Source organism: Sphingomonas sp. KC8 (assembly GCF_002151445.1).
GTDB lineage: Bacteria > Pseudomonadota > Alphaproteobacteria > Sphingomonadales > Sphingomonadaceae > Sphingomonas_E.
Map to the genome: position 1 here is coordinate 252,769 of NZ_CP016306.1, position 22,002 is coordinate 274,770.

Annotated in this window: 19 protein-coding genes; 15 read left to right on the forward strand and 4 right to left on the reverse strand. The window is 66.1% G+C overall.

The genetic code is table 11. From position 1 onward, the window contains the following. Window positions 1–26: 26 nt before the first annotated feature. The 4 genes from KC8_RS01245 (at window position 27) to KC8_RS01260 (ending at window position 4,084) form a co-directional block, all read left to right on the forward strand. On the forward strand, window positions 27–1,763 hold the full coding sequence (locus tag KC8_RS01245; RefSeq protein ID WP_029624257.1) for a DEAD/DEAH box helicase: 1,737 nt from the start codon (window positions 27–29) through the stop codon (window positions 1,761–1,763). Between the two features lie 6 nt (window positions 1,764–1,769). Then, window positions 1,770–2,228, forward strand: coding sequence for a YaiI/YqxD family protein (locus KC8_RS01250; protein ID WP_010123457.1), 459 nt, complete (start codon window positions 1,770–1,772; stop codon window positions 2,226–2,228). Window positions 2,229–2,294: 66 nt separating this feature from the next. Further along, complete coding sequence (locus KC8_RS01255; protein ID WP_010123456.1) at window positions 2,295–2,876, forward strand: ANTAR domain-containing response regulator; 582 nt, start codon at window positions 2,295–2,297, stop codon at window positions 2,874–2,876. Next, window positions 2,873–4,084: a CmpA/NrtA family ABC transporter substrate-binding protein gene (locus KC8_RS01260; RefSeq protein ID WP_010123455.1), complete on the forward strand. Its 1,212-nt coding sequence runs from the start codon at window positions 2,873–2,875 to the stop codon at window positions 4,082–4,084. Before KC8_RS01255 ends, KC8_RS01260 begins: the two co-directional genes overlap by 4 nt. Window positions 4,085–4,326: 242 nt before the next feature. Here KC8_RS01260 and KC8_RS01265 read toward each other — a convergent pair whose 3' ends face one another. Continuing rightward, on the reverse strand, window positions 4,327–6,021 hold the full coding sequence (locus tag KC8_RS01265; protein ID WP_029624256.1) for a bifunctional protein-serine/threonine kinase/phosphatase: 1,695 nt from the start codon (window positions 6,019–6,021) through the stop codon (window positions 4,327–4,329). Window positions 6,022–6,104: 83 nt separating this feature from the next. On the opposite strand from KC8_RS01265, the gene KC8_RS01270 reads away from it, so the two are divergent. The 7 genes from KC8_RS01270 to cobA all read left to right on the forward strand — a co-directional run bounded on the left by KC8_RS01270 (window position 6,105) and on the right by cobA (window position 15,737). After that, window positions 6,105–7,313: a nitrate/nitrite transporter gene (locus KC8_RS01270; RefSeq protein WP_010123452.1), complete on the forward strand. Its 1,209-nt coding sequence runs from the start codon at window positions 6,105–6,107 to the stop codon at window positions 7,311–7,313. A gap of 136 nt (window positions 7,314–7,449) precedes the next feature. Continuing rightward, window positions 7,450–8,658, forward strand: a complete 1,209-nt coding sequence (locus KC8_RS01275; RefSeq protein ID WP_010123450.1) for an alginate export family protein — start codon at window positions 7,450–7,452, stop codon at window positions 8,656–8,658. Window positions 8,659–8,808: 150 nt separating this feature from the next. Then, entirely contained in the window at window positions 8,809–9,108 is a 300-nt protein-coding gene (locus KC8_RS01280) for a GIY-YIG nuclease family protein (protein ID WP_029624255.1), read from the forward strand. Window positions 9,109–9,554: 446 nt separating this feature from the next. Beyond that, on the forward strand, window positions 9,555–12,032 hold the full coding sequence (gene nirB, locus KC8_RS01285) for a nitrite reductase large subunit NirB (protein ID WP_010123445.1): 2,478 nt from the start codon (window positions 9,555–9,557) through the stop codon (window positions 12,030–12,032). Window positions 12,033–12,037: 5 nt separating this feature from the next. Continuing rightward, window positions 12,038–12,379, forward strand: a complete 342-nt coding sequence (gene nirD, locus KC8_RS01290; RefSeq protein WP_010123443.1) for a nitrite reductase small subunit NirD — start codon at window positions 12,038–12,040, stop codon at window positions 12,377–12,379. 3 nt (window positions 12,380–12,382) lie between these two features. Further along, window positions 12,383–14,965, forward strand: coding sequence for a molybdopterin-dependent oxidoreductase (locus KC8_RS01295; RefSeq protein ID WP_010123441.1), 2,583 nt, complete (start codon window positions 12,383–12,385; stop codon window positions 14,963–14,965). Then, the gene (gene cobA / locus KC8_RS01300) at window positions 14,952–15,737 is read left to right on the forward strand and encodes a uroporphyrinogen-III C-methyltransferase (protein ID WP_010123440.1); all 786 of its coding nucleotides are present in this window, start codon (window positions 14,952–14,954) and stop codon (window positions 15,735–15,737) included. The genes KC8_RS01295 and cobA overlap by 14 nt, the downstream gene beginning before the upstream one ends. 70 nt (window positions 15,738–15,807) lie before the next feature. Here the strand turns inward: cobA and KC8_RS01305 are convergent, their stop codons facing one another. Together KC8_RS01305 and KC8_RS01310 are read right to left on the reverse strand one after the other, a co-directional pair. Then, window positions 15,808–16,860 (reverse strand): 1,9-bis(guanidino)-5-aza-nonane synthase, encoded by a 1,053-nt coding sequence (locus tag KC8_RS01305; RefSeq protein ID WP_010123439.1) that lies wholly within the window; start codon window positions 16,858–16,860, stop codon window positions 15,808–15,810. A gap of 125 nt (window positions 16,861–16,985) precedes the next feature. Beyond that, window positions 16,986–18,173 (reverse strand): decarboxylase, encoded by a 1,188-nt coding sequence (locus tag KC8_RS01310; protein WP_010123438.1) that lies wholly within the window; start codon window positions 18,171–18,173, stop codon window positions 16,986–16,988. A gap of 311 nt (window positions 18,174–18,484) precedes the next feature. On the opposite strand from KC8_RS01310, the gene KC8_RS01315 reads away from it, so the two are divergent. After that, window positions 18,485–18,670: a hypothetical protein gene (locus KC8_RS01315; RefSeq protein ID WP_029624253.1), complete on the forward strand. Its 186-nt coding sequence runs from the start codon at window positions 18,485–18,487 to the stop codon at window positions 18,668–18,670. Between the two features lie 84 nt (window positions 18,671–18,754). Here the strand turns inward: KC8_RS01315 and KC8_RS01320 are convergent, their stop codons facing one another. Further along, on the reverse strand, window positions 18,755–19,402 hold the full coding sequence (locus KC8_RS01320) for an alpha/beta hydrolase (protein WP_010123435.1): 648 nt from the start codon (window positions 19,400–19,402) through the stop codon (window positions 18,755–18,757). Window positions 19,403–19,515: 113 nt separating this feature from the next. Here KC8_RS01320 and KC8_RS01325 point away from each other — a divergent pair, with 113 nt between their 5' ends. The 3 genes from KC8_RS01325 to KC8_RS01335 are packed head-to-tail and all read left to right on the forward strand — an operon-like array spanning window position 19,516 to window position 21,997. Then, a complete protein-coding gene (locus tag KC8_RS01325) occupies window positions 19,516–20,562 on the forward strand; it encodes a cysteine desulfurase family protein (RefSeq protein WP_010123433.1) in 1,047 nt (348 codons plus the stop codon). After that, a complete protein-coding gene (locus KC8_RS01330) occupies window positions 20,559–21,665 on the forward strand; it encodes a cysteine desulfurase family protein (protein WP_010123432.1) in 1,107 nt (368 codons plus the stop codon). Before KC8_RS01325 ends, KC8_RS01330 begins: the two co-directional genes overlap by 4 nt. Beyond that, window positions 21,662–21,997, forward strand: coding sequence for a 2Fe-2S iron-sulfur cluster-binding protein (locus tag KC8_RS01335; RefSeq protein ID WP_029624252.1), 336 nt, complete (start codon window positions 21,662–21,664; stop codon window positions 21,995–21,997). The genes KC8_RS01330 and KC8_RS01335 overlap by 4 nt, the downstream gene beginning before the upstream one ends. The last annotated feature ends 5 nt before the right edge of the window (window positions 21,998–22,002 follow it).

The window sequence follows — 22,002 nt, forward strand, 5'->3', positions numbered from 1 at the left end:
ATTGCTTTACCTGCCATCTGCACAAAATGCCTTTCAGTAGATTGACCCCGCTTCTTGCCGAAGCACTATCCGAACGCGGCTATGCCGCCCCTACACCCGTCCAGGCCGCCGTCCTGGAAGAGGGCGCGGATAACCGCGACCTTATCGTTTCCGCCCAGACCGGTTCGGGCAAGACCGTGGCCTTCGGCCTCGCGATCGCCAAGCAGTTGCTGGAAGAAGATGGCCGCGTTGGCCGTGTCCAGGCGCCGCTGGCGCTTGCCATCGCGCCGACCCGCGAACTGGCCCTGCAGGTCAGCCGCGAACTGATGTGGCTGTACGGCAAGGCCGGCGCGCGCATCGTTTCGTGCGTTGGCGGGATGGACCCGTCGCGCGAGCGGCGCAACCTGTCGCACGGCGCGCACATCGTCGTCGGCACGCCGGGCCGCCTGCGCGATCATCTCGAACGCGGCGCGCTCGACCTGAGCGGCCTGAAGGTCGCGGTGCTCGACGAAGCCGACGAGATGCTCGACATGGGTTTCCGCGAGGATCTGGAAGAAATTCTGGATGCGACGCCGGATAATCGCCGCACGCTGCTGTTTTCGGCGACGATGCCCAAGCCGATCGTGGCGCTAGCCAAGCGGTATCAACGCGATGCGCTGCGTATCTCGACCGTGGGTGAAGATCGCGGCCATGGCGATATTTCCTATCAGGCGGTGACGGTGGCCCCGTCAGATATCGAAGGCGCGGTGGTGAACCTGCTGCGTTTCCACGAACCCGACACCGCGATGCTGTTCTGCGCGACGCGCGATGCGGTGCGCCACCTGCACGCCAGCCTTGTCGAGCGCGGGTTCGACGCGGTGGCGCTGTCGGGCGAGCATAGCCAGAATGAACGCAACCATGCGTTGCAGGCGCTGCGCGATCGCCGCGCCCGCGTGTGCGTGGCAACCGACGTGGCCGCGCGCGGGATCGATCTGCCGACGCTGTCGCTGGTCGTCCATGTCGAACTGCCGCGCGATGCCGAAGCGTTGCAGCACCGTTCGGGCCGCACCGGCCGCGCGGGCAAGAAGGGCACCGCCGTCCTGATCGTGCCCTATCAGCGCCGCCGCCGGGTTGAAGGCATGTTGCGCGGCGCGCGGATCCAGGCCGAATGGGTGTCGCCGCCCACTGCCGAGGCGATTCGCAACGCCGATCGCGAACGGCTGCTTGCGACATTGTCCGCCCCCGTCGAGATCGAGGATGAAGATCGCGCGCTGGCGGTGCGGCTGATGGCCGAACTGAGCGCTGAGGATATCGCCGCGATGCTGGTGCGCAGCCACCGCGCGCGTTTGCCGGCCGCCGAAGACCTGATCGAGCAGGGCGCATCGCCCGCCCCGCGCGAACGGCTGGAAGGGCCGCGTCCGGGCTTTGAAGACACGATCTGGTTCCGCATGGATGTCGGCCGGCGGCACAATGCCGATCCGCGCTGGCTGCTGCCTTTGCTGTGCCGTCGCGGGCACATCACCAAGCAGGATATCGGCGCGATCCGCATCGCCGCGGACGAGACGATGTTCGAAATCCCGCGCCACGCCGCCGCTCGCTTCGTTGCCGCGGTCAAGCGCACCGCCGGTGGTGATCCCAATGGCGAGGATGGCATCCGTATCGAGCCGGTGCAGGGTGCACCACGCGAACAGCAGCGCCAGAACCGGCGTGCTGGCCCGGGTGGTCCCGGTGGCGCCGCGGCGCCACGGCATCATGCCAAGCCGTTTCGCGGACCGCCGCGTGGTGGGCCGTCGCGCGGTCGCTGAACCTGAATGGGCGTCCGCATACTCGTTGATGGTGATGCCTGCCCGGTGAAGGATGAGATCTACAAGGTCGCCTTTCGCCGGGAAGTGCCGGTGACGATCGTCAGCAACAGCCATTTCCGCGTGCCACCCCATCCGCTGATCGAACGGGTGGTGGTGGGCGCCGGTTTTGACGAGGCGGACGACTGGATCGCCGAGCGGGCATCGGCGGATGCGGTGGTGATCACCGCCGATATCCTGCTGGCCGATCGCTGCATCAAGGCAGGGGCGGCGGTGATCGCCCCCAATGGCAAGCCGTTCACCGCCAATTCGATCGGCGCGGCGGTGGCAACCCGCGCGATCATGGCCGATCTGCGCGCCGGCGGCGACGTGATCGGTGGGCCGCCACCCTTTGCCAAGACGGATCGGTCACGCTTCCTGTCGGCACTGGACGAGGTGCTGGCGAAATTGGCGCGCCGGCCGGCGTGATACGGATCGGCCTTGACGGCGGAGGGGCAAGTCCTGTTTGGGGCATTGTGACCAGCGGGGGGCAGCGTGCGGATCGCCATCGTCGATGAAAGCGGGCTTCGCGCGACGATCCTTGAGGAAGGACTGCGCGAATCCGGATTCGACGATATCCATGTCGTTCCGCCAACGGGGGCGTTCGTCGCGCGGATCGAACGGCTGGCGCCCGATGTGGTGCTGATGGACCTTGGCACCCCCAGCCGCGACAGCCTGGAAGAAATGCTGGTCGTCAGCCGGGCGCTGGCGCGGCCGATCGCGATGTTCGTCGACCAGTCGGACGAAGCGATGATCGGGGCGGCGATCGATGCCGGGGTTTCGGCCTATGTGGTCGATGGGCTGCGCAAGGAACGGGTGAAGCCGATCCTGGAACTGGCGATTCGCCGGTTCAACGCCTTTGCGACGCTGCGCACCGAGCTTGAGGATGCGCGGACCGCGCTGGCCGATCGCCGCAAGATCGACCGCGCCAAAGCGATCCTGATGGACAGCCGGGGCGTTGGCGAAGCCGAGGCCTATGCGCTGTTGCGAAGCACCGCGATGAACCAGGGGCGCAAGATCGCCGATGTCGCCGATGCCCTGATCACCGCGACCGAATTGCTGGGAGGGCCGAAATGACGCCGATCTCCGTCGCCTTCCTGCCGCTGACCGACAGCGCCGTGCTGATCGCGGCGCGGGCCATGGGGTTTGCGCAAAGCGAAGGCATCGATCTGCGGCTGGTGCGCGACACGAGCTGGGCGAATGTGCGCGACCGGCTGGTATATGGGCAGGTGCAGGCAGCCCATATGCTGGCGCCGCTGGCCGTGGGGGTGACATTGGGGCTGAGCCAGCATCCGGCCGCGATCGCCGCGCCGTTCAAGCTGGGGGTCAACGGCAACGCGCTCACCCTGTCGGCCGGGCTGGCCGCCGCACTCGATCCGATCGCGCGCAACCGGGTGGAAGACCCGATCGCCACGGCGCATGATTTTGCCGCCGCGATCGGCCTGCACCATCGCAAGCCGGTGATCGGCATCGTTCACCGTTTTTCCAGCCATGCGCTGATGCTGCGATACTGGCTGGGCTTTGCCGGAATCGATCCGGATCGGGATGTTGCGCTGCGCGTGCTGCCGCCATCCTTGATGGTGGAGGCGTTGCGGGCGGGCGAGATTGACGGGTTTATCGCCGGCGAACCGTGGAGCAGCGTCGCGGTGGCCGAAGGGCTGGGCGAGATCGTCGCGATCGGCGCGAACATCTGGCAGCGCGGCGTGGAAAAGGTGCTGGGGCTGCGCGAGGATTGGGCGGAGGCCCATCCGGAAACGGTGGATCGCCTGTTGCGCGCGCTCGACCGGGCAGCGGCGTGGTGCGATGATCCTGCCAATCGCCCGGCGCTGGCCGAATTGCTGGCCCAGCCGGGGCATGTCGGCCAGCCTGCCGCGATCATTGCTCAGGCGTTGGCGGGGCGGGTGCCGCTGGTGCAGGGTGGCGATCCGCTCGAATCGCCCGATTTCCTGATCTTTCATCGCGAGGCGGCGAACTTCCCGTGGCGCAGCCAGGCGCTGTGGATCTATTCGCAATTCGTGCGCTGGGGGCTGGCCGTGGCTGATCCGGTGGCAGAGGCGGCGGCGGCCAACGTATTCCGATCCGATATCTACCGGCGCGCGCTGGCAGGTGGCCCAACGCCGCTGCCGGGGGCGAGCATGAAGCTGGAAGGGGCGCTGGACATGCCGCTGGGGGTGGGATCGGACCGCGGCACGCTGACTTTGGGATCCGACCGTTTTTTTGACGGACGGGTGTTCGATCCATCCGCGGTTGCCGACTATCTGGCGGGGTTCGATCATTCCCGCTGACCACCGGCGCACGATTTTGCATTTTGCACTTGTATGCCGTCGCCATTCTGGTGCAGTTTTTCGCTGCGATGCACAACGAGTGTGCGACGCAACATAGGTGAGCGCCCGACGCTGGGCTGATCACCGTCGATACAACAGCAAAGCCGCTGTCCGATCACCGCCAAAGCGGGGGATCGGAGGCGGCTTTTTTCGTGCCTGCGGGAGATCCGATGGGACTGGACCGGAACGATAGCGAAAAGGGATCAGCGCGTTGCCATGGCGACGATCAGCGCGATCGCCAGCACGATCGACACCAGTTGCCAGAACAGGGCAGGGTTGCGTTCGATCAGCGGCCGCGCTTCGGCACGGCGGATCGCGCGGGCACCACCGCTTTCCAGCGCGTGGACCAGTTCGAGCACGTCGCCGAAACGTTGGGCGGGATCGACCGCCACGGCGCGCAGGATCGCGGCTTCCAGCCAGCCCGGCATGTCGGGGCGATGGCGCGATGGCGGCACCGGCTGGCCGAAACGCGGCCGGCTGAACGCTTCCACCTCGCCATAAGGATAGCGGCCGGTGAACAGGCGATAGAGCGTCACGCCAAGGGCGAACTGGTCGCTCGCCTCGGAACCGCGTTCCCCGTCGTACAGTTCGGGGGCCATGTAGCTGGGGGTGCCGGGAATTTCGTCCTGCGCGAACTCCTCCACCTTGGGCAGGCGGGCGACGCCAAGATCGATCAGCCGGGGGCCGCCGGTTTCGGACAGGATCACATTGTCCGGCTTGATATCGCGGTGGATGATTTCGCGGCGGTGCAGCGCCGCCACGCCGCGGGCGATGCCCGCACCAATCGTCACGCCCTGCGCGATGCCCAGCGGCGCGCGGGTGAGGCGCTGCTCCAGCGTTTCGCCGGGCAGATAGGGCATGGCAATGTAGAGACGGGTCTGGCGTTCGGGCGACAGTGCGATCGCCCCGCCGACATGGCGGTCGTCGATCCGCGCGCCGATCAGGCTTTCGCGCAGGAACGACAGCCGCGCGCCATTTTCGGACAGCAAGGCCGGCTTGGGGAATTTGAGGACGACTTCGCCGCCGGCCACCGTGTCTTCGGCCAGAAACAGACGGGTGTAGCGGCCGTCGGATATCAGGCGATCGAGCCGGAAGCCATCGACGCTGTCGCCCACCTTCGGGGGGGCGCCGATCGGCAGCGCGGCAGCGTGGGCGGCGATCATATCCTGTTCGATCGCCGGCAGCGCGACGATATCGATCAGCAAAGCGGTGGCATTGTCCTGCGATCCGGCCGCGTGCGCCGCCGCCACGATCGCTTCGGCATCGGCCTGCGCCGACCCGCGCGCGCCGAGCAGCTTGCCGATCGCCTTGTCCGACAGCGCGCCGTGGACGCCATCGCTGGTGATCAGCAGGCGATCATGCACGGCCAGATCCTGCGCACGCACATCGAGCCGGACGGATGGTTCGATGCCGACCGCGCGATAGAGGATGTGGCGCTGATCGGGGTGGGAAAGGGTGTGATCCTCGGTCAGCCGATGCAGTTGCCCGTCGCGATAATGCCAGGCGCGGCTGTCGCCGACATGGAGGGCTGTTGCCCGCCGCCCACGCAGGACGAGGGCGGTGAAGGTGGTGGCGCAACCGGCGAGGTTCGGATCGGTGCGGCCGATCTGGTTGAGCCACAGGTTGACACTGGAAAGCACTTTGCCCGCAGCCGCGGCAATGCCAGTCGTTTCGGATACGGAATAATATCCGTCGAGGAAGGCGCGGACCGTGGTTTCGGCGGCGACGCGGCCGCCTTTGGCCCCGCCCATGCCATCGGCCACCGCCGCCGCGACGCCGAAACGTGCGCGTTCGGCCTCGCGGGCGAGCCAGAGACCACCGAAATCCTGATTGTCGGGCCGGCGCCCGGCGATCGAGGCGAAACCCGTGGCGATATCGAGTCGGCCTTCCGGCTTCATGCCGCCCCCCATTTTTTGCGCGCGTTCTTTCCATCAACTATAGCCTTGGGCGCAAGCCCACGGCCCAACCGGGGAAGCAGATTATGAAGACCAGTTTCTGGAAGGCGGGGCACCCGCCGACGCTGATTGCCGCGTTTCTGTATTTCGACCTTGCCTTCATGGTGTGGGTGCTGCTGGGGCCGCTTGCGCCTGAAATCGCCAAGGATCTGGGGCTGACCCCGGCGCAAAAGGGGCTGATGGTGGCGGTGCCGACCCTGGCGGGCGCGCTGTTGCGGGTGGTGAACGGCCTGCTGGTCGATCGGATCGGGCCGAAGCTGGCCGGCGCGATCAGCCAGGTCATCGTGATCGCCGGCCTGCTGACGGCGTGGAGCTTCGGCGTCCACAGCTTTGAAGCGACGCTGGCGCTGGGCGTGGTGCTGGGTTTCGCCGGGGCGAGCTTTGCCATCGCGCTGCCACTGGCCAGCCGCTGGTATCCGCCGGAACATCAGGGCAAGGCGATGGGGCTGGCCGGCATGGGCAATTCGGGCACGGTGTTCGCCGCCTTGTTCGCGCCGACCTTGGCCAAATTGTTCGGCTGGAACGCGGTGCTGGGCCTTTCCTGCATCCCGCTGGCGATTGTGTTCGTCGTCTATATGGCGCTGGCCAAGGATGCACCCGATGCGCCCGCGCCCAAGCCGCTGACGGCCTATCTGGAACCGCTGAAGACGGCCGATGCCTGGTGGTTCATGCTGTTCTATGCGGTCACGTTCGGCGGCTTCGTCGGCCTTGCCGCATCGCTGTCGATCTATTTCACCGATCAGTTCGGGCTGACGACGGTGGTGGCCGGTTACTGCACGGCGGCCTGCGTGTTCGCGGGATCGCTGGTTCGCCCATTGGGCGGCGCGCTGGCCGACCGGATCGGCGGGATCAAGACCTTGTCGTTCGTCTATATCGTTGCCGCGACCGCGCTGGTGGGCGTGAGCAGCGGCCCGGCGAGCGTGGCGGCGGCGCTGGCGCTGTTCGTCGTGGCGATGCTGGCGCTGGGCACCGGCAATGGCGCGGTGTTCCAGCTGGTGCCGCAGCGCTTCCGCGCTGAAATCGGCGTGATGACCGGCCTTGTCGGCATGGCGGGCGGTATCGGTGGTTTCTACCTCGCGTCCAGCCTCGGCATCGCCAAGCAGATGACGGGCACCTACCAATCGGGTTTCCTGATCTTTGCCGCGCTGGCGATGGTGGCGCTGGCCGGCCTGTCTGCGGTGAAGCGCAAATGGCGGACGACCTGGGGTGCCGCGATCCAGGGCGTGCGCATCTGAGGCGGTGGCTCCCCTCTCTGCCGATGCAGGGAGGGGTAGCGGGTGGGGGCGCAATCGCGGGACCAGCGTGTGGCACGCACCCACCCCTCAATCCCCTCCCTGATGACAGGGAGGGGAGGAAGTAAGGGGGATTTCCATGAAATATCTGCTGTTTGGCGCGGCCATGCTGGCCGCGGGTGGCCCCGCTGTGGCCGCCGATATCGTGATAAAGCCAATCGTGGACGCGCGGTTGCGCTATGAAAATGTCGATCAGGACGGGCTGGGTAAGGCCGCCGATGCGCTGACGGCGCGGGTGCGGGCGGGCGCGCAGGCGACATTGGGGGAATGGTCGCTGCTGGCCGAAGGCGAAGGGCTGCTGGCGATCGACGAGGGGTATAATAGCGGCGTCAACGGCCGCACCGCCTTTCCGATCGTGGCCGATCCCGAAAATGTCGAACTGAACCGGTTGCAGCTGCAATATCGGGGCACGAAAGGCCTGGTCGCCACGGTTGGCCGGCAGCGGATCAATCTGGATGACCAGAGGTTCGTGGGTGCCGTTGGCTGGCGGCAGAACGAGCAGACGTTCGATGCCGCGCGGCTGGAATATGCGATCACCCCCAAGCTGAAGGCGGACCTGACCTATAGCTGGTCGGTGCGGACGATCTGGGGCGTGGATGGCACAGGCGCGCGGCCGCAGGCGATTTCGGGCGACAATGTTTTCGCGACGCTGGGTTGGCAGACGCCAGTGGGGACGCTGACCGGCTTTGCCTATCTGGTCGATCAGGATGAAGCCGCGCTGTCCGGCTTTCGCTTGTCAAGCCAGACCTGTGGCGTGCGGATGCAGGGCGCGCGGCCGTTGGGCAAGGGGGTGAAACTGGCTTATGCGCTGAGCTATGCCCGGCAGGCGGACTGGCACCACAACCCCAACGATTATGGCGCCGATTACTGGCTGGCGGATGTCGCGGTGGAGGCCAGGGGCTGGCGGATCGGCGGCGGTTATGAGGTGCTGGGCGCGGACGAAGGTGCGGCGCTGACCAGTTTCCAGACGCCGCTGGCGACGCTGCACAAGTTTCAGGGCTGGGCGGACAAGTTTTTGACGACACCGCCCAACGGCATTCGCGATCTGTATGGCAGCGTGGGCAAGACGTGGACCAAAGTGGGGCGTGCCGACGCGGTGACGGTGCAGGCGGCCTATCATCGGTTCGATAGCGATCGGCTGGGCCAGCATTATGGCGAGGAGGTGAACCTGATGGCGTCGGCCCGGTTCGGACGGATGACGTTGACCGCCAAATATGCGGATTATGACGCGAAGGCGTTTGCGACGGATACGCGCAAAGCATGGCTTTCGGTGGAGTGGGCGTATTGAGGGCGGCGGGTAAATTCGGAAGCCGGCGACCGCCAGCTTTCAGGCGATAAAAAGGAGGGGCGTGATGATTGGAAAGGGGGGGGGGAGTGGTCATTCCTTCTTCGTCACCCCGGGCTTGACCCGGGGTCCCGCTTCTTCTGTTCTGCTGTCATGGAACGAGATCGGCAAGGCGGCTGGGTCTACATCATGGCCGATCGCTATCGGGGCACTATATATGTGGGCGTGACATCGCATCTGGCGGCACGCATTCTCCAGCACCGCACAGGTGATGGGTCGGATTTCTGCCGGCGTTATCGGCTGGACAGGCTTGTGTGGGCCGAACAGGTGGCCTCCATCATCGGTGGCATCGCACAGGAAAAGCGCCTGAAGCGCTGGCGGCGCGAATGGAAATTCGCGCTGATCGAGCGGGGCAATCCCGAGTGGCTCGATCTCTATGCGCACCTTGCCTGACGCCACCGCTAAAGCGGGACCCCGGGTCAAGCCCGGGGTGACGACGAGATTTAACGAACGGACACTTTGCCGGCGGGTCGTGACAGTCCGGATTTATTCAACGTCGACTGCAAAATATCGTCATCCCCGCTTTCGCGGGGATGACGGTTGAGGGGGAAAACGAATGCGCTGGCCGCCTCCCGCGATTTTTCCGCACTGCACAAAATGCACTTGCGGAAGAGCGGCGAATCACGCATCTTCCGACCAAGCGAACAAGGATGTTCGCACGAGATAGGCCTGATTTCCCACTGGCGGGAATGACGGCAGCGGCCGGCGGAAACGCTGGCAGGGCAAAAGGCAAAGCCGCCTTCGACCACCCGATAAGGGCACGGTCGAAGGCGGCTTTTTTCGTGTTCGGAGATGGGGTGATGGAGCTTTCGGGCAGACTGGAACGAGCGGACGAGGCAATGGGTGATGGCCCGATGACGGCGGGCCGCCCGCACCTGGTGGTGATCGGCAACGGCATGGCCGGGTGCCGCGCGGTGGAAGAGGTGCTGGCGCGCGACGGCGATCGTTTCCGCATCACCATTTTCGGCGCCGAGCCACGGGTGAATTACAACCGGATCATGCTTTCGCCGCTGCTGGCGGGCGAAAAGAGCTTCGACGACATCATCATCAACGGGCACGACTGGTATGCCGACAACGGTATCGACCTGATCGCCGGCGATGCGGTGACGGCGATCGACCGGACGGCCCGCACCGTGACGGCGGCATCGGGCCGGGTGGTGGGTTATGATAAATTGCTGATCGCCACCGGATCGGACCCCTTCGTCATCCCGGTGCCGGGCAAGGACCTGCCCGGTGTCGTCACCTTCCGCGACATGGACGATGTGGGCGCGATGCTGCGCGCCGCCGACAAGGGCGGCCATGCGGTGGTGATCGGCGGCGGCCTGCTGGGGCTGGAAGCCGCCCATGGGCTGACGTTGCGTGGCATGGGCGTGACGGTGATCCACCTGATGCCGACCCTGATGGAACGCCAGTTGGACGAAGCGGCGGGCTGGCTGCTGAAGACCGCACTGGAGAGCCGGGGCCAGACGATCCTGACGGGGGCCGACACCGCCGAAATCTATGGCGACGGCAAGGTGGAAGGCGTGCGGCTGAAGGATGGCCGCGAAATCCCCGCCAGTCTGGTGGTGATGGCGGTGGGCATCCGGCCGAATGTGCGGCTGGCGCAGGCTTCGGGGCTGGCGATCGGGCGCGGTATTCAGGTCGACGATCATATGGTGACATCGGACAGCGATGTGCTGGCGGTGGGCGAATGCGTGGAGCATCGCGGGCTGGTCTATGGCCTGGTCGCGCCCTTGTGGGAAATGTGCCGCGCGCTGGCGGACGGGCTGACGACGAGGCCGACCGGCTATGTCGGATCGGTGACATCGACCAAGCTGAAGGTGGCAGGCCTCGACGTGTTTTCAGCCGGGGATTTTTCCGGCGGCGACGGGGCCGAGGATATCGTGCTGCGCGATGCGGCGCGCGGCCATTATCGCCGGGTGGTGGTGAAGGACGACCGCGTCGTCGGTGCGGTGCTGTACGGCGATACCGCCGATGGCGGCTGGTATTTCGACCTGATGAAGAAAAGCGAGGATATCTCGCCGATCCGCGACAATCTGATCTTCGGCCAGGCCTTCGCGGGAGGGGGGCAGGCGGACCCTAAGGCGGCCGTTGCGGCGCTTTCCGACGATGCGGAAATCTGCGGCTGCAACGGCGTTTCCAAGGGCAAGGTGGTGGCCGCGATCGAAGGCGGGGCCTGCACGCTGGATGCGGTGCGATCGGGCTGCAAGGCGTCCGCTTCGTGCGGATCGTGCACCGGCCTCGTCGAAACGCTGCTCGCCGTTACGCTGGGCGATGAATATGCGGGTGAGCGGGCGACGAAAACCGTCTGCAAGTGCACCAGCTTTACCCATGATGATGTGCGCCGCGAGATCGTCGCGCAGGGGATGAAATCGATCCCCGAAGTGATGCAGCGGTTGAGCTGGTCGACCCCGGATGGCTGTTCGTCGTGCCGGCCGGCGCTCAATTATTATCTGCTGTGCGCATGGCCGGGCGATTATGTCGACGATCAGCAGAGCCGTTTCGTCAACGAACGGATGCACGCCAATATCCAGAAGGACGGCACCTATTCGGTGGTGCCGCGGATGTGGGGTGGCCTCACCAACCCCCGCGAACTGCGCGCCATCGCCGATGTCGTCGAGAAATATGACGCGCCGATGGTGAAGGTGACGGGCGGCCAGCGGCTCGACATCTTCGGGATCCGGAAGGAGGATCTGCCGGCAGTGTGGGCGGACCTGAACGCCGCCGGCATGGTTTCCGGCCATGCCTATGGCAAATCGCTGCGCACGGTGAAGACGTGTGTCGGGTCCGAATGGTGCCGGTTCGGCACGCAGGATTCCACCGGGCTTGGTGTGCGGATCGAACGCATGACGTGGGGCTCGTGGATGCCCCACAAGTTCAAGATCGCCGTGTCTGGGTGCCCGCGAAACTGTGCGGAGGCGACGATCAAGGACTTTGGCGTGGTGTGCGTCGACAGCGGCTACGAGCTTCATGTCGGCGGCAATGGCGGGATCAAGGTGCGGGCGACCGACCTGCTGTGCAAGGTTTCCACCGAGCGCGAGGCGATGGATTATTGCGCCGCCTTCACCCAGCTTTATCGTGAGGAAGCCCGCTATCTGGAACGCACCGCGCCGTGGATCGAGCGGGTGGGGGTGGACTATATCCGCCAGCGCATCGCCGAGGATGCGGTGGGCCGCGAGGCGCTGACCGCGCGGTTCCTGTTTTCGCAAAGCTTTTGCCAGACCGACCCGTGGGCCGAACGCGCCGAGGGCGCCGACCGGCAGTTGCATGCGCATTTGGGCGAAGTGCGCCCCCTTGAAACGATCGCAGCGGAGTAACCAGCATGTTCACCGGAGACTGGATCGACATCGGTCCGATCGACCAAATCCCGCTGCGCGGCGCGCGCACGGTGCCTGTGGCGGGTGGCCCTGAAATCGCGGTGTTCCGCACCGGCGACAATGCGGTGTACGCCCTCGTCAACCGCTGCCCGCACAAGGCCGGGCCGCTGAGTCAGGGCATCGTCCATGGCGATGCGGTGGCCTGCCCGCTGCACAACTGGACGATTTCGCTGAAGACTGGCGAGGCGCAAGGGGGCGACAAGGGTTGTACGCCGACGGTGCCGGTGAAGGTGGATGCCGGGCGCGTGCTGATCTGCCGCGCATCGACACTGGCGCAGGCGGCGTAGGCGATGGGCACGATCCGCACCACCTGCGCTTATTGCGGTGTCGGCTGCGGGGTGCTGGCGACACCGGCCACGGATCGCGCGGTGGCGATCGCCGGCGATCCCGCGCACCCCGCCAATCGCGGGCGGCTGTGTTCCAAGGGCACGCATCTGGGCGAAACGGTGGGGCTGGACGGACGGCTGCTCCACCCGATGATCGGCGATGAACAGGCCGGCTGGGACGCGGCGCTCGATCTGGTGGCGGCCAAGTTCGCCGATGCGGTGGCCGAACATGGGCCGGACAGCGTGGCATTCTATGTTTCGGGCCAGATCCTGACCGAGGATTATTATGTCGCCAACAAGCTGATGAAGGGGTTCATCGGATCGGCGAATATCGACACCAATTCAAGGCTGTGCATGTCGAGCGCGGTGGCAGCCCACATCCGCGCATTCGGCGAGGATGTGGTGCCGGGCTGCTATGACGATCTGGACGAGGCGGACCTGATCCTGCTGGTCGGATCGAACACGGCCTGGTGCCACCCGATCATCTGGCAGCGGATCGAAGCGGCGCGCGCGACGCGCGGGGCAAAGCTGGTCGTGATCGATCCGCGCCGCACCGAAACGGCCGAGCGGGCCGACCTGCACCTTGCGATCCGGCCGGGCAGCGATGTCGCGCTGTTCAACGGCGCGCTGGCCTTCGCGCGGACGGCCGGGCTGGTGGATGCGGATTATGTCGCGCGGCATGTGGCGGTGCCCGACGGGTTCTGGACGGGGCTGGGCGGCGATGCGGCTACGATCTGCGATGTGCCGCAGGCCGATATGGATCATTTCCACGCGCTGCTGGCGGCGCACCCGCGCACCGTGACTGTGTTCAGCATGGGGGTGAACCAGTCGGTGCAGGGAACCGACAAGGCCAATGCCATCACCAATTTCCATCTGGCGACCGGCCGGATCGGCAAGCCGGGGGCGGCGCCCTTTTCGATCACCGGCCAGCCCAATGCGATGGGCGGGCGCGAGGTGGGCGGGCTGGCGTCGACCTTGGCCGCACATATGGATTTTGCTGGCGACAATGTCGCGCGGGTGGGCCGGTTCTGGGGCAGCGACCGGGTGGCGGGCAAGCCGGGCCTGAAGGCGATCGACCTGTTCGAAGCGGTGGGCGACGGGCGGATCAAGGCGCTGTGGATCATGGGCACCAACCCGGCGGTGTCCTTGCCTGATGCCGGCAAGGTGCGCGCGGCGCTGGCGGCATGCCCGTTCGTCGTCGTGTCCGATGTGATCGCCGATACCGATACGACGCGCTTCGCCCATGTCCGCCTGCCGGCCGCCGCATGGGGCGAGAAGGACGGCACCGTCACCAATTCGGAACGGATGGTGAGCCGCCAGCGTGGCTTCATGGCCATGCCGGGGGAGACGCGGCCGGACTGGTGGGCGATGGCGCAGGTGGCCCGGCGCATGGGATTCGGCGCGGGCTTCGATTGGGCCGGGCCGGCGGCGATCTTCCGCGAACATGCGGCGCTGACGGCATTCGAGAATGATGGCGCGCGCAAGCTCGATCTGGGGCACTTCGCGGACATCAGCGATGCCGATTATGCCGTGATGGAGCCGGCGCGCTGGGGCGGGGATCGATTGTTCGGCGATGGACGCTATTCCACCGCCGATGGCCGGGCGCGGCTGGTGGCGGTGGCACAGAACCCGCTGGATGCGCAACGGCTGACGCTCAACACCGGGCGCTACCGCGATCAATGGCACACGATGACGCGCACCGGCCTTTCGCCACGCCTGTCGCAGCATCGCCGCGAACCGCTGGTCGAAGTGCATCCGCACGATGCCGCCGCCGCGGATCTTGCCGATGGCGATCTGGCGCGAGTGGAAACGGCCAACGGAACAAGCATCTACCGCGTGGCGATCAGCGGCGAGCAGCGGGCGGGGGAAATGTTCGCCCCGATCCACTGGACCGATCGTACATCGGCGGGGGGACGCACGGGATTGCTGCCGGGTAGGGGCGTCGATCCGGTATCGGGCCAGCCGGGGTTCAAACTGACGGCGGCGGGGATCGTGAAGGTGGTGCCCGAATGGCGCGGTTTCCTGATCCTGGCGAATGGCGGGACGGCGGCACCCGATTGCCTGTGGTGGACCCGGATCACCGTGGCGGGCGGCACGCTGTTCGAACTGGCGGGCGATGGCGATCCGGGCGAGATCGAGGCGCTGTTGCCGCAGGGCGAGCGGATCGAAGCGTTCGATGCGGTGCGGGCGACACGGCGGATCGCGGTGATGCAGGCTGGCCGGCTGGCGGCCGTGCTGTTCACCACGCGGACGGGCCGGCTGCCCGATCGCGAATGGCTGATCGCCCAGCTTGGCGAGAATGAGGCGGCGTCTGCCCCGGCCTTGCTGGCCGGGCGGCCGGCGACACCGCAGGCGGATCGGGGCGCGATCGTGTGCGTATGTTTCGATATCGGCACGAAAACCATCCTCGCCAGCATCGCCGAACAGCGGCTGACGACGGTGGATGCGGTGGGCGCGGCGCTGAAAGCGGGCACCAATTGCGGATCGTGCCGCCCGGCGATCGCGCGGCTGATCGGCCAGCAGGAGGCACAGAATGTCGCGGCATGACGGGATAGTGGCGGGCGAAGTGTGGCTGGTGGGCGCGGGGCCGGGCGATCCCGATCTGCTGACGCGCAAGGCCGAACGGCTGATCCGGGCGGCCGATATTGTCTTTTACGATGCGCTGGTCGGGCCGGGCGTCCTCGATCTGATCCCGCCGGGCGTGGAACGGGTGAGCGTGGGCAAGCGGTCTGGCCGGCATTCGAAGGATCAGGGCGGGATCAACGCCGTGCTGCTGGCGGCGGCGCAGGCAGGGCGGCGGGTGGTGCGGCTGAAGGGCGGCGATCCATCGGTGTTCGGCCGTTCGACCGAGGAAATCACGCATCTTGCGGCCCATGGCATCGCGGTGCGGATCTGCCCCGGTGTCACCGCTGCCAGTGCTGCGGCGGCGAGCGGGCTGGTTTCGCTGACGTTGCGCGGGCTGGCGCGGCGGCTGACCTTCGTCACCGCCCATGCGCGGGGCGATGAGCCGCTTGACCTCGACTGGCAGGGGCTGGCGGCCGACGATGCGACGCTGGCGGTTTATATGGGCCGGGCGGCGGCGGGCGAGGTTTCAGCCCGCCTGATCGCGGCGGGCCGCGCAGCCGATACGCCGGTGATGGTGGCGGTGAACGTGTCGCTGCCCGACGAACGGCTGATCCACGGCAGGCTCGATGCGCTGGCCTTTCTGGTGCGGACGATCAGCAATGACGCGCCGACATTGCTGCTGATCGGCGAGGCGGTGGCTGCGACCCAAATGTGTCCGCAGTCGGCGCAGCAGGTGGCGCTGATCGCCGGATAGACAAAGGGCGCTTCCATCGATCGGTGATGGAAGCGCCCTTTTTCGTTGGCTTTGTCGCGGTTCGGCAGGATCAGCCGAAGATGCGGCCCCAGGCGCGCTTGGCACGGGTTTTCCAGTGGCCGCGATGATAGGCGTCGGATGCCAGCAGCGGCATGACCGATCCGGCTTCGGCGAACACCATCTGTTCGATGCCGGTGTTGACCTTGCCCCAGCTGGCGGCTTCCTGCAGCGTCGATGACGAGCAGGCGCCGTCGCGCACGTCGGCGACGGTGATCTGCACCGCGTACTTATGCACTTCGACATCATCATGGCCGAGGATTTCGGCGCAGACGACGGTATCCTGGATGAAGTTCTTGGGCACGCCGCCGCCGATCATCAACAGGCCGGTGGTGCCCGCCTTGATCTTGATGTCGGTCAGTTCGCGGAAATCGGCGATGGCATCGAGCACCATGTAGGGTTTGCCGGCCTTCACGGCATCGACCTGATGCTTGACGAGGCCGAAACCGGCCGAGCTGTCGACGAACGCCGGGCAGAAGATCGGCACGTCGTGTTCGTAAGCGAGCTTGACGAGGCTGTTGTCCTTCTTGCCGTTTTCGACAAGATACTTGCCCATTTCGCGGATGAAGGCGCGGCTGGAATAGGGGCGCGGTTCCAGCGTTTCGGCGATTTCGAAGATCGTGTGATCGACGTGCTGGAGCTGTTCTTCGTCGATGTACGTGTCGTAGATACGATCGATCAGCAGCGAGCGCAGCGTATCATCATCCGGCACTTCAAGGGCTTGATAATGCTTGTGGCCAAGGCCTTCGAAGAAATCCATGTCGACGATGGTGGCGCCGGTGGCGACGATGACGTCGACCATGTTGTTGCGCACCAGTTCGGCATAGAGATCCATGCAGCCGCCCGCCGAGGTGGAACCGGCGATGACCAGCACCACGGTGCAATCCTTGTCGGCGAGCATCTGGTTGTAGATGTTCGTCGCGCGGCCGAGATCGCGGCTGGTGAAGCTCATCTTGCTCATCGCATCGACGATCGGGCGGGCGTCGAAGCTCTTGATGTCGATATGTTCGACGACCGTCGAAAGCAGTTCCGCCTTGCGGGTGTCATTGATGGGGGCGTCGGTCATAAAGGCTCCACAACTATAATAAGACCGTCACCCCAGCGGAGGCTGGGGTCTCGGGAAGCGGGTGCGCCCAGGCTTCGCGAGATGCCGGCTTGCGCCGGCATGACGGTGATTAGAAGGATGCTGTCTTACAGCGTGATGACGTTGGACGAAACCGTCTCGGCCGCGTCATCGCGGTAGAGGCTGGTCATCGGCTCATCATCGACGATCACCGATTCCCCGGCGGTGAAGCCGTTGAACCCGGTGCGCATCGCGCAGCCATAAGCGCCGAGCATGCCGATTTCGATGAAATCGCCAGCGCCGATATCGGCGGGCAGCATGAACGGCCCGGCCATATGATCCATATCGTCGCACGTCGGCCCGTAGAAACTGAACGCCATGTCCTTGGCATCCGACGGGTCGGTGCGGACCAGTTCGGTGGGGAAGCGCCAGCCGACATGCGCGGCATCGAACAACGCGCCATAAGCGCCGTCATTGATGTACAATTCTTCGCCGCGACGCTTTTCGACGCGGACGAGGAGGCTGGCATATTCGGCGCACAGCGCGCGGCCCGGTTCGCACCACAATTCAGCCGAATAGCTGATCGGCAGGCTTTCGAACGCTTCGTGGATCGCGGCGAAATAGGCGTCGAGCGGCGGCGGTTCCATGCCGGGATATGACGACGGAAAGCCCCCGCCGACATCCACCACGTCCACCGTGACGGCCGCTTCGACGATCGCCGCGCGCACCTGTTCCATCGCCTGGGTGTAGGCGGCGGGCGTCATGGCCTGCGAACCGACGTGGAAGCAGATGCCCAGCGCATCGGCGGCCTGACGGGCGGCCATCAGCACGGGCGCCGCATCGCGCGCTTCGACGCCGAATTTCGACGCCAGGCTCAGCTTGGAATGATCGGACGACACGCGCAGGCGGACGCACAGTGTGAGATCGGTCGCGGCCTTGGTGGCGCGGACGATCTTTTCCAGTTCCTCGACCGTATCGAGCGAGAAGGTGCGCACGCCATGCGTGAAATACGCCTCCGCAATCGCTTCTTCGGCCTTCACCGGGTGCATGAAGCACAAGGTGGCGTCCGGCACGGTGCGGGCGACGAGGCGGACCTCGGCGATCGATGCCACGTCGAAATGCGTGACGCCGCTTTCCCACAGGATCGTGAGCAGATCGGGCGATGGATTCGCCTTGACCGCATACATCGCCGTACCCGGAAACTTCTCAACGAAGAAACGGGCGGCGCGCCGTGCGGCGTGCGGACGAAGGAGCGTGACCGGCTGGGCCGGACGAAGGGCGGTAGCTAGCCCCAGCGCGCTATGGTGCTTGTGCAATTCAAGGGACCTCCGGGGGTGGTGGGCAAGAAAGCTGCCTTGCGGTGGAAGTCCCATGGGGCAGCGGGGCGGTACATAAGATTGGGGGGGGCGACTGTAAAGTTTCAATCGACCCCAATCGCGCCGAGACGAAGCCCTGAGGGTTCAAGATGTTGCCGGATATGGCGGATAAGGCCGGGATTCGACCGAAATGGAGAATGTGGAAAAATGACGCCATGCCGCCGGAACCGGCGCGATATCGTTGTGGCGGGGGCGAATCGAATCGCCCGTGGGGCCTTCTAAAGCTGCGGCCACGGCCTTATGCGGGCGCCATGCAGACCATTTTTCAGGCCCTCGCGGGAATCGCCCCGACCATCGCGATGATCGCCATTCTGGCGCTGATCGCGGGCGGGATCTATCTGATCCGGACCGGCCAGAACCGCACGAAGGGCGTGCTGATGCTCGTCGCGGCGGCGGTGTTTTTCGGCAATGTCCTGCTGTGGACGCTGCCCGCCTGACCGTACGGTTTCACTGAAAAACAAGAAAAGGCGCACGCCGCATCGGGCGCGCGCCTTTTTATGTGCGGGCGATATGCTTGGCGATCAGCGGTCGCTGGCGAGCCGCATGTCGAGATAGCCGTCCACGGATTTCATCAGATCGACCATTTCATGTTCGAAGAAATGGTTCGCGCCGGGGATGGTATCGTGATGGATGGTGATGTGGCGCTGGGTGCGCAGCTTATCGACCAGCTTCTGCACGGCGCTGGGCGTGACGACCTCGTCCGAATCACCCTGGATGATGATGCCGGATGACGGGCAGGGCGCAAGGAAGGTGAAATCATACATGTTCGCGGGCGGCGCGACCGAGATGAAACCCTTGATTTCCGGCCGGCGCATCAGCAGCTGCATGCCGATCCACGCGCCGAAGCTGAAGCCGGCGATCCACGTCGTCTGCGCTTCGGGATGGATCGACTGGACCCAATCGAGCGCGGAGGCCGCGTCGGACAGTTCGCCGATACCGTTGTCGAACACGCCCTGCGACTTGCCGACGCCGCGAAAATTGAAGCGCAGCGTGGCGAAACCGCGCTTGACGAACGTCTGATACATGCTCTGCACGATGCGGTTGTTCATCGTGCCGCCGCCCTGCGGGTGCGGGTGGAGGATCAGCGCGACAGGCGCGCGCGGGCGCGGGCCTGGGTTGAAGCGGCCTTCGAGGCGGCCTTCGGGGCCGGGAAAAATAACTTCGGGCATCGGCACCTGCTGACACAAGATTGATCGGGCACGCGAGAATGGATGCGCGCGGAGACGCTGGCCTATATAGAGAGCGAACCACCGGGCGCAATCTTGTCGGAGCATCATAGCCCTTGACCCGCATCTATCTCGACCATGCCGCGACGACGCCGCTTCTGCCCCAGGCGCAGGCGGCGATGGCGGAGGCCCTGGCGCATTGGGCCAATCCATCGTCGCCCCATGCCGAAGGCCGCGCCGCGCGCGCCGCGCTGGAAGATGCGCGCGGGCGGATCAGAAAGGCACTTGGCTGGGATGGCGAACTGATCTTCACCAGCGGCGCCAGCGAAGCGCTGGCCATCGCGCTGCTGCGCGGCAAGGCGGCGGCGGTTGCGGCGTCGGCCGTCGAACATGACGCGGTGCGCCGGCTTCTGGATGAACCGGGCCTGCCGGTGCTGGCGGATGGGCTGGTGGATTTGAGCCTGGTGCCGGATGACGCGCTGGTCGCGATCCAGCAGGTGAATAACGAAACCGGGGTCGTCCAGCCGGTGGATGGCATTGCGGCGGCGGTGCGCGCGGGCGGCGGGCTGTGGCTGGCGGATTGCGCGCAATCGGCGGGCAAGCTGGCGTTGCCGGATGCCGATTTCATCGCGCTTTCGGCCCATAAACTGGGCGGGCCGCCGGGGATCGGCGCGCTTTTGGTGCGCGATCTGGCCACGCTGGATGCGCCGGGCGGGCAGGAAAAGGGGTATCGGCCCGGCACCGAAAATCTGCCGGCGGCGCTGGGCTTTGCAGCCGCCCTTGAGGCGCGGCGGGAATGGCTGGGTCGCGCGGCCGAACTGCGCGAGCATCTGGAAAAGGCGTTGACCGCGGCCGGGGGTATCGTGGTGGCGGCCGCCAGCCCGCGCCTGCCGACGATCGGCGCCTATCGGATGCCGGGTGTGCCGGCGGCGTCGCAACTGATCCGGTTCGATCTGGCGGGGATCGCGGTTTCGGCGGGCAGCGCCTGTTCGTCGGGCAGCGTGAAGCCCAGCCATGTGCTGGCGGCGATGGGCTGGGCCGAGGAAGAGGCGCGCGAGGTGATTCGCGTCAGTTTTGGCCCATCCACGACGCGGGCTGAAATCTATGAATTCATTCGTGTCTGGACGGCGATGGCGGCAGATGCGAGCAAGCGCGCGGCATGATTTACCTCGATTATCAGGCGACGACCCCGCTTGCGCCCGAAGCGCGCGCAGCGATGCTGGAATGGCTCGACGGGCGGGCGGCGAACCCGCATTCGCCGCACCGCGCGGGTCGTGCGGCAGCGGCCGTAGTGGCGGTGGCGCGCAAACGGATCGCCGCGCCGTTCGGGGGCGGGCGGCTGATCTTTACCAGCGGGGCGACCGAGGCGGCGAACACCGTGTTGCAGGGCGTGATGGCGTCGAGCCAGCGCAATCGGCTGGTGACGGTGGCGACCGAACATGCCTGCGTGCTGGATACGGCAGCGGCGCTCGAAAAACAGGGCTGCGACGTGGTGGTGGTGCCGGTGGGGCGCGACGGGCTGGTTGATCTGGATGCGGTCGCAGCCGCCATCGACGACAGATGCGCGCTGGTTTCGGTGATGCACGTCAATAACGAGATCGGCGTGGTGCAGCCGATCGAAGCGCTGGCGGCACTGGCCCGCAAGGCGGGTGCGCTGATCCATGTCGATGCGGCGCAAGGCTATGGCAAGCTGCCGATCCCGGAGGGTTCGGCTGATTTCGTGTCGATTTCGGCGCACAAGATTTACGGGCCGATCGGCATCGGCGCGCTGTGGATGGCCGATGGCATGACCCTGCCGGGGTTGCTGCACGGCGGCGGGCAGGAAGCGGGCATCCGTAGCGGCACGATCAGCCCGGCGCTGGCGGCGGCGTTCGGCGCGGCAGCCGCCCTGGCGTTCACGCGGATCGATGCGGATCGCGACCATGCCGAACGGTTGGCGGCGCGCCTGCGCGGCGGCCTGGCCGATTGGACGCTGAATGGCGCGGAAAGCCCGCGTTGGGCCGGCAATGTCAACATTCGCCATGATGGCGTGGATGCGGCGCGCCTGATTTCGGAATTGCGGGGGCTGGCATTTTCGGCCGGGTCCGCCTGCGCCAGCGGATCGGGCCGGCCGAGCCATGTGCTGAAAGCGATCGGACTGAGCGACGTTGAGGCGCGATCGAGCATTCGGCTGGGCTTTGGCCGCTACACGACGGAGGATGAGATCGACCGGGCAGTGATGATGATCCGCGATGCGGCCGCGCGTCAGCAGGAGTGGGCGGCGTGACGCGGGTGCGTTTCATTTCCGCCGACGGCAACCGGGTGGACGAGGTGGAGGCTGCGGCCGGCGCGCGGCTGCTGGATATCGCGCAGGCCAATGGCCAGCCGCTGGAAGGGACGTGCGAAGGGCAGATGGCCTGTTCCACCTGCCACGTCATCATCGACCGCGACGATTTCGCCAGATTGCCCGAAGCGAGCGAAATGGAGGAGGATCTGCTGGATCTGGCCGCCAGCGTCACCCGCTGGTCGCGCCTGTCGTGCCAGATATACCTGCCGGAAGGGCTGGAAAGCCTGACCGTGAAAATGCCCGGTGAAGCGCGCAATATGCAGGGGCGCTGAAGGAA

Excerpts from the sequence above, each read along its gene's own strand:
- KC8_RS01245 (WP_029624257.1), top strand. The coding sequence starts at position 27 with ATGCCTTTCAGTAGATTGACCCCGCTTCTTGCCGAAGCACTATCCGAA.
- KC8_RS01250 (WP_010123457.1), top strand. The coding sequence starts at position 1,770 with ATGGGCGTCCGCATACTCGTTGATGGTGATGCCTGCCCGGTGAAGGAT.
- KC8_RS01260 (WP_010123455.1), top strand. The coding sequence starts at position 2,873 with ATGACGCCGATCTCCGTCGCCTTCCTGCCGCTGACCGACAGCGCCGTG.
- KC8_RS01265 (WP_029624256.1), bottom strand. The coding sequence starts at position 6,021 with ATGAAGCCGGAAGGCCGACTCGATATCGCCACGGGTTTCGCCTCGATC.
- KC8_RS01270 (WP_010123452.1), top strand. The coding sequence starts at position 6,105 with ATGAAGACCAGTTTCTGGAAGGCGGGGCACCCGCCGACGCTGATTGCC.
- KC8_RS01275 (WP_010123450.1), top strand. The coding sequence starts at position 7,450 with ATGAAATATCTGCTGTTTGGCGCGGCCATGCTGGCCGCGGGTGGCCCC.
- KC8_RS01280 (WP_029624255.1), top strand. The coding sequence starts at position 8,809 with ATGGAACGAGATCGGCAAGGCGGCTGGGTCTACATCATGGCCGATCGC.
- nirB (WP_010123445.1), top strand. The coding sequence starts at position 9,555 with ATGGGTGATGGCCCGATGACGGCGGGCCGCCCGCACCTGGTGGTGATC.
- nirD (WP_010123443.1), top strand. The coding sequence starts at position 12,038 with ATGTTCACCGGAGACTGGATCGACATCGGTCCGATCGACCAAATCCCG.
- KC8_RS01295 (WP_010123441.1), top strand. The coding sequence starts at position 12,383 with ATGGGCACGATCCGCACCACCTGCGCTTATTGCGGTGTCGGCTGCGGG.
- cobA (WP_010123440.1), top strand. The coding sequence starts at position 14,952 with ATGTCGCGGCATGACGGGATAGTGGCGGGCGAAGTGTGGCTGGTGGGC.
- KC8_RS01305 (WP_010123439.1), bottom strand. The coding sequence starts at position 16,860 with ATGACCGACGCCCCCATCAATGACACCCGCAAGGCGGAACTGCTTTCG.
- KC8_RS01315 (WP_029624253.1), top strand. The coding sequence starts at position 18,485 with ATGCAGACCATTTTTCAGGCCCTCGCGGGAATCGCCCCGACCATCGCG.
- KC8_RS01320 (WP_010123435.1), bottom strand. The coding sequence starts at position 19,402 with ATGCCCGAAGTTATTTTTCCCGGCCCCGAAGGCCGCCTCGAAGGCCGC.
- KC8_RS01330 (WP_010123432.1), top strand. The coding sequence starts at position 20,559 with ATGATTTACCTCGATTATCAGGCGACGACCCCGCTTGCGCCCGAAGCG.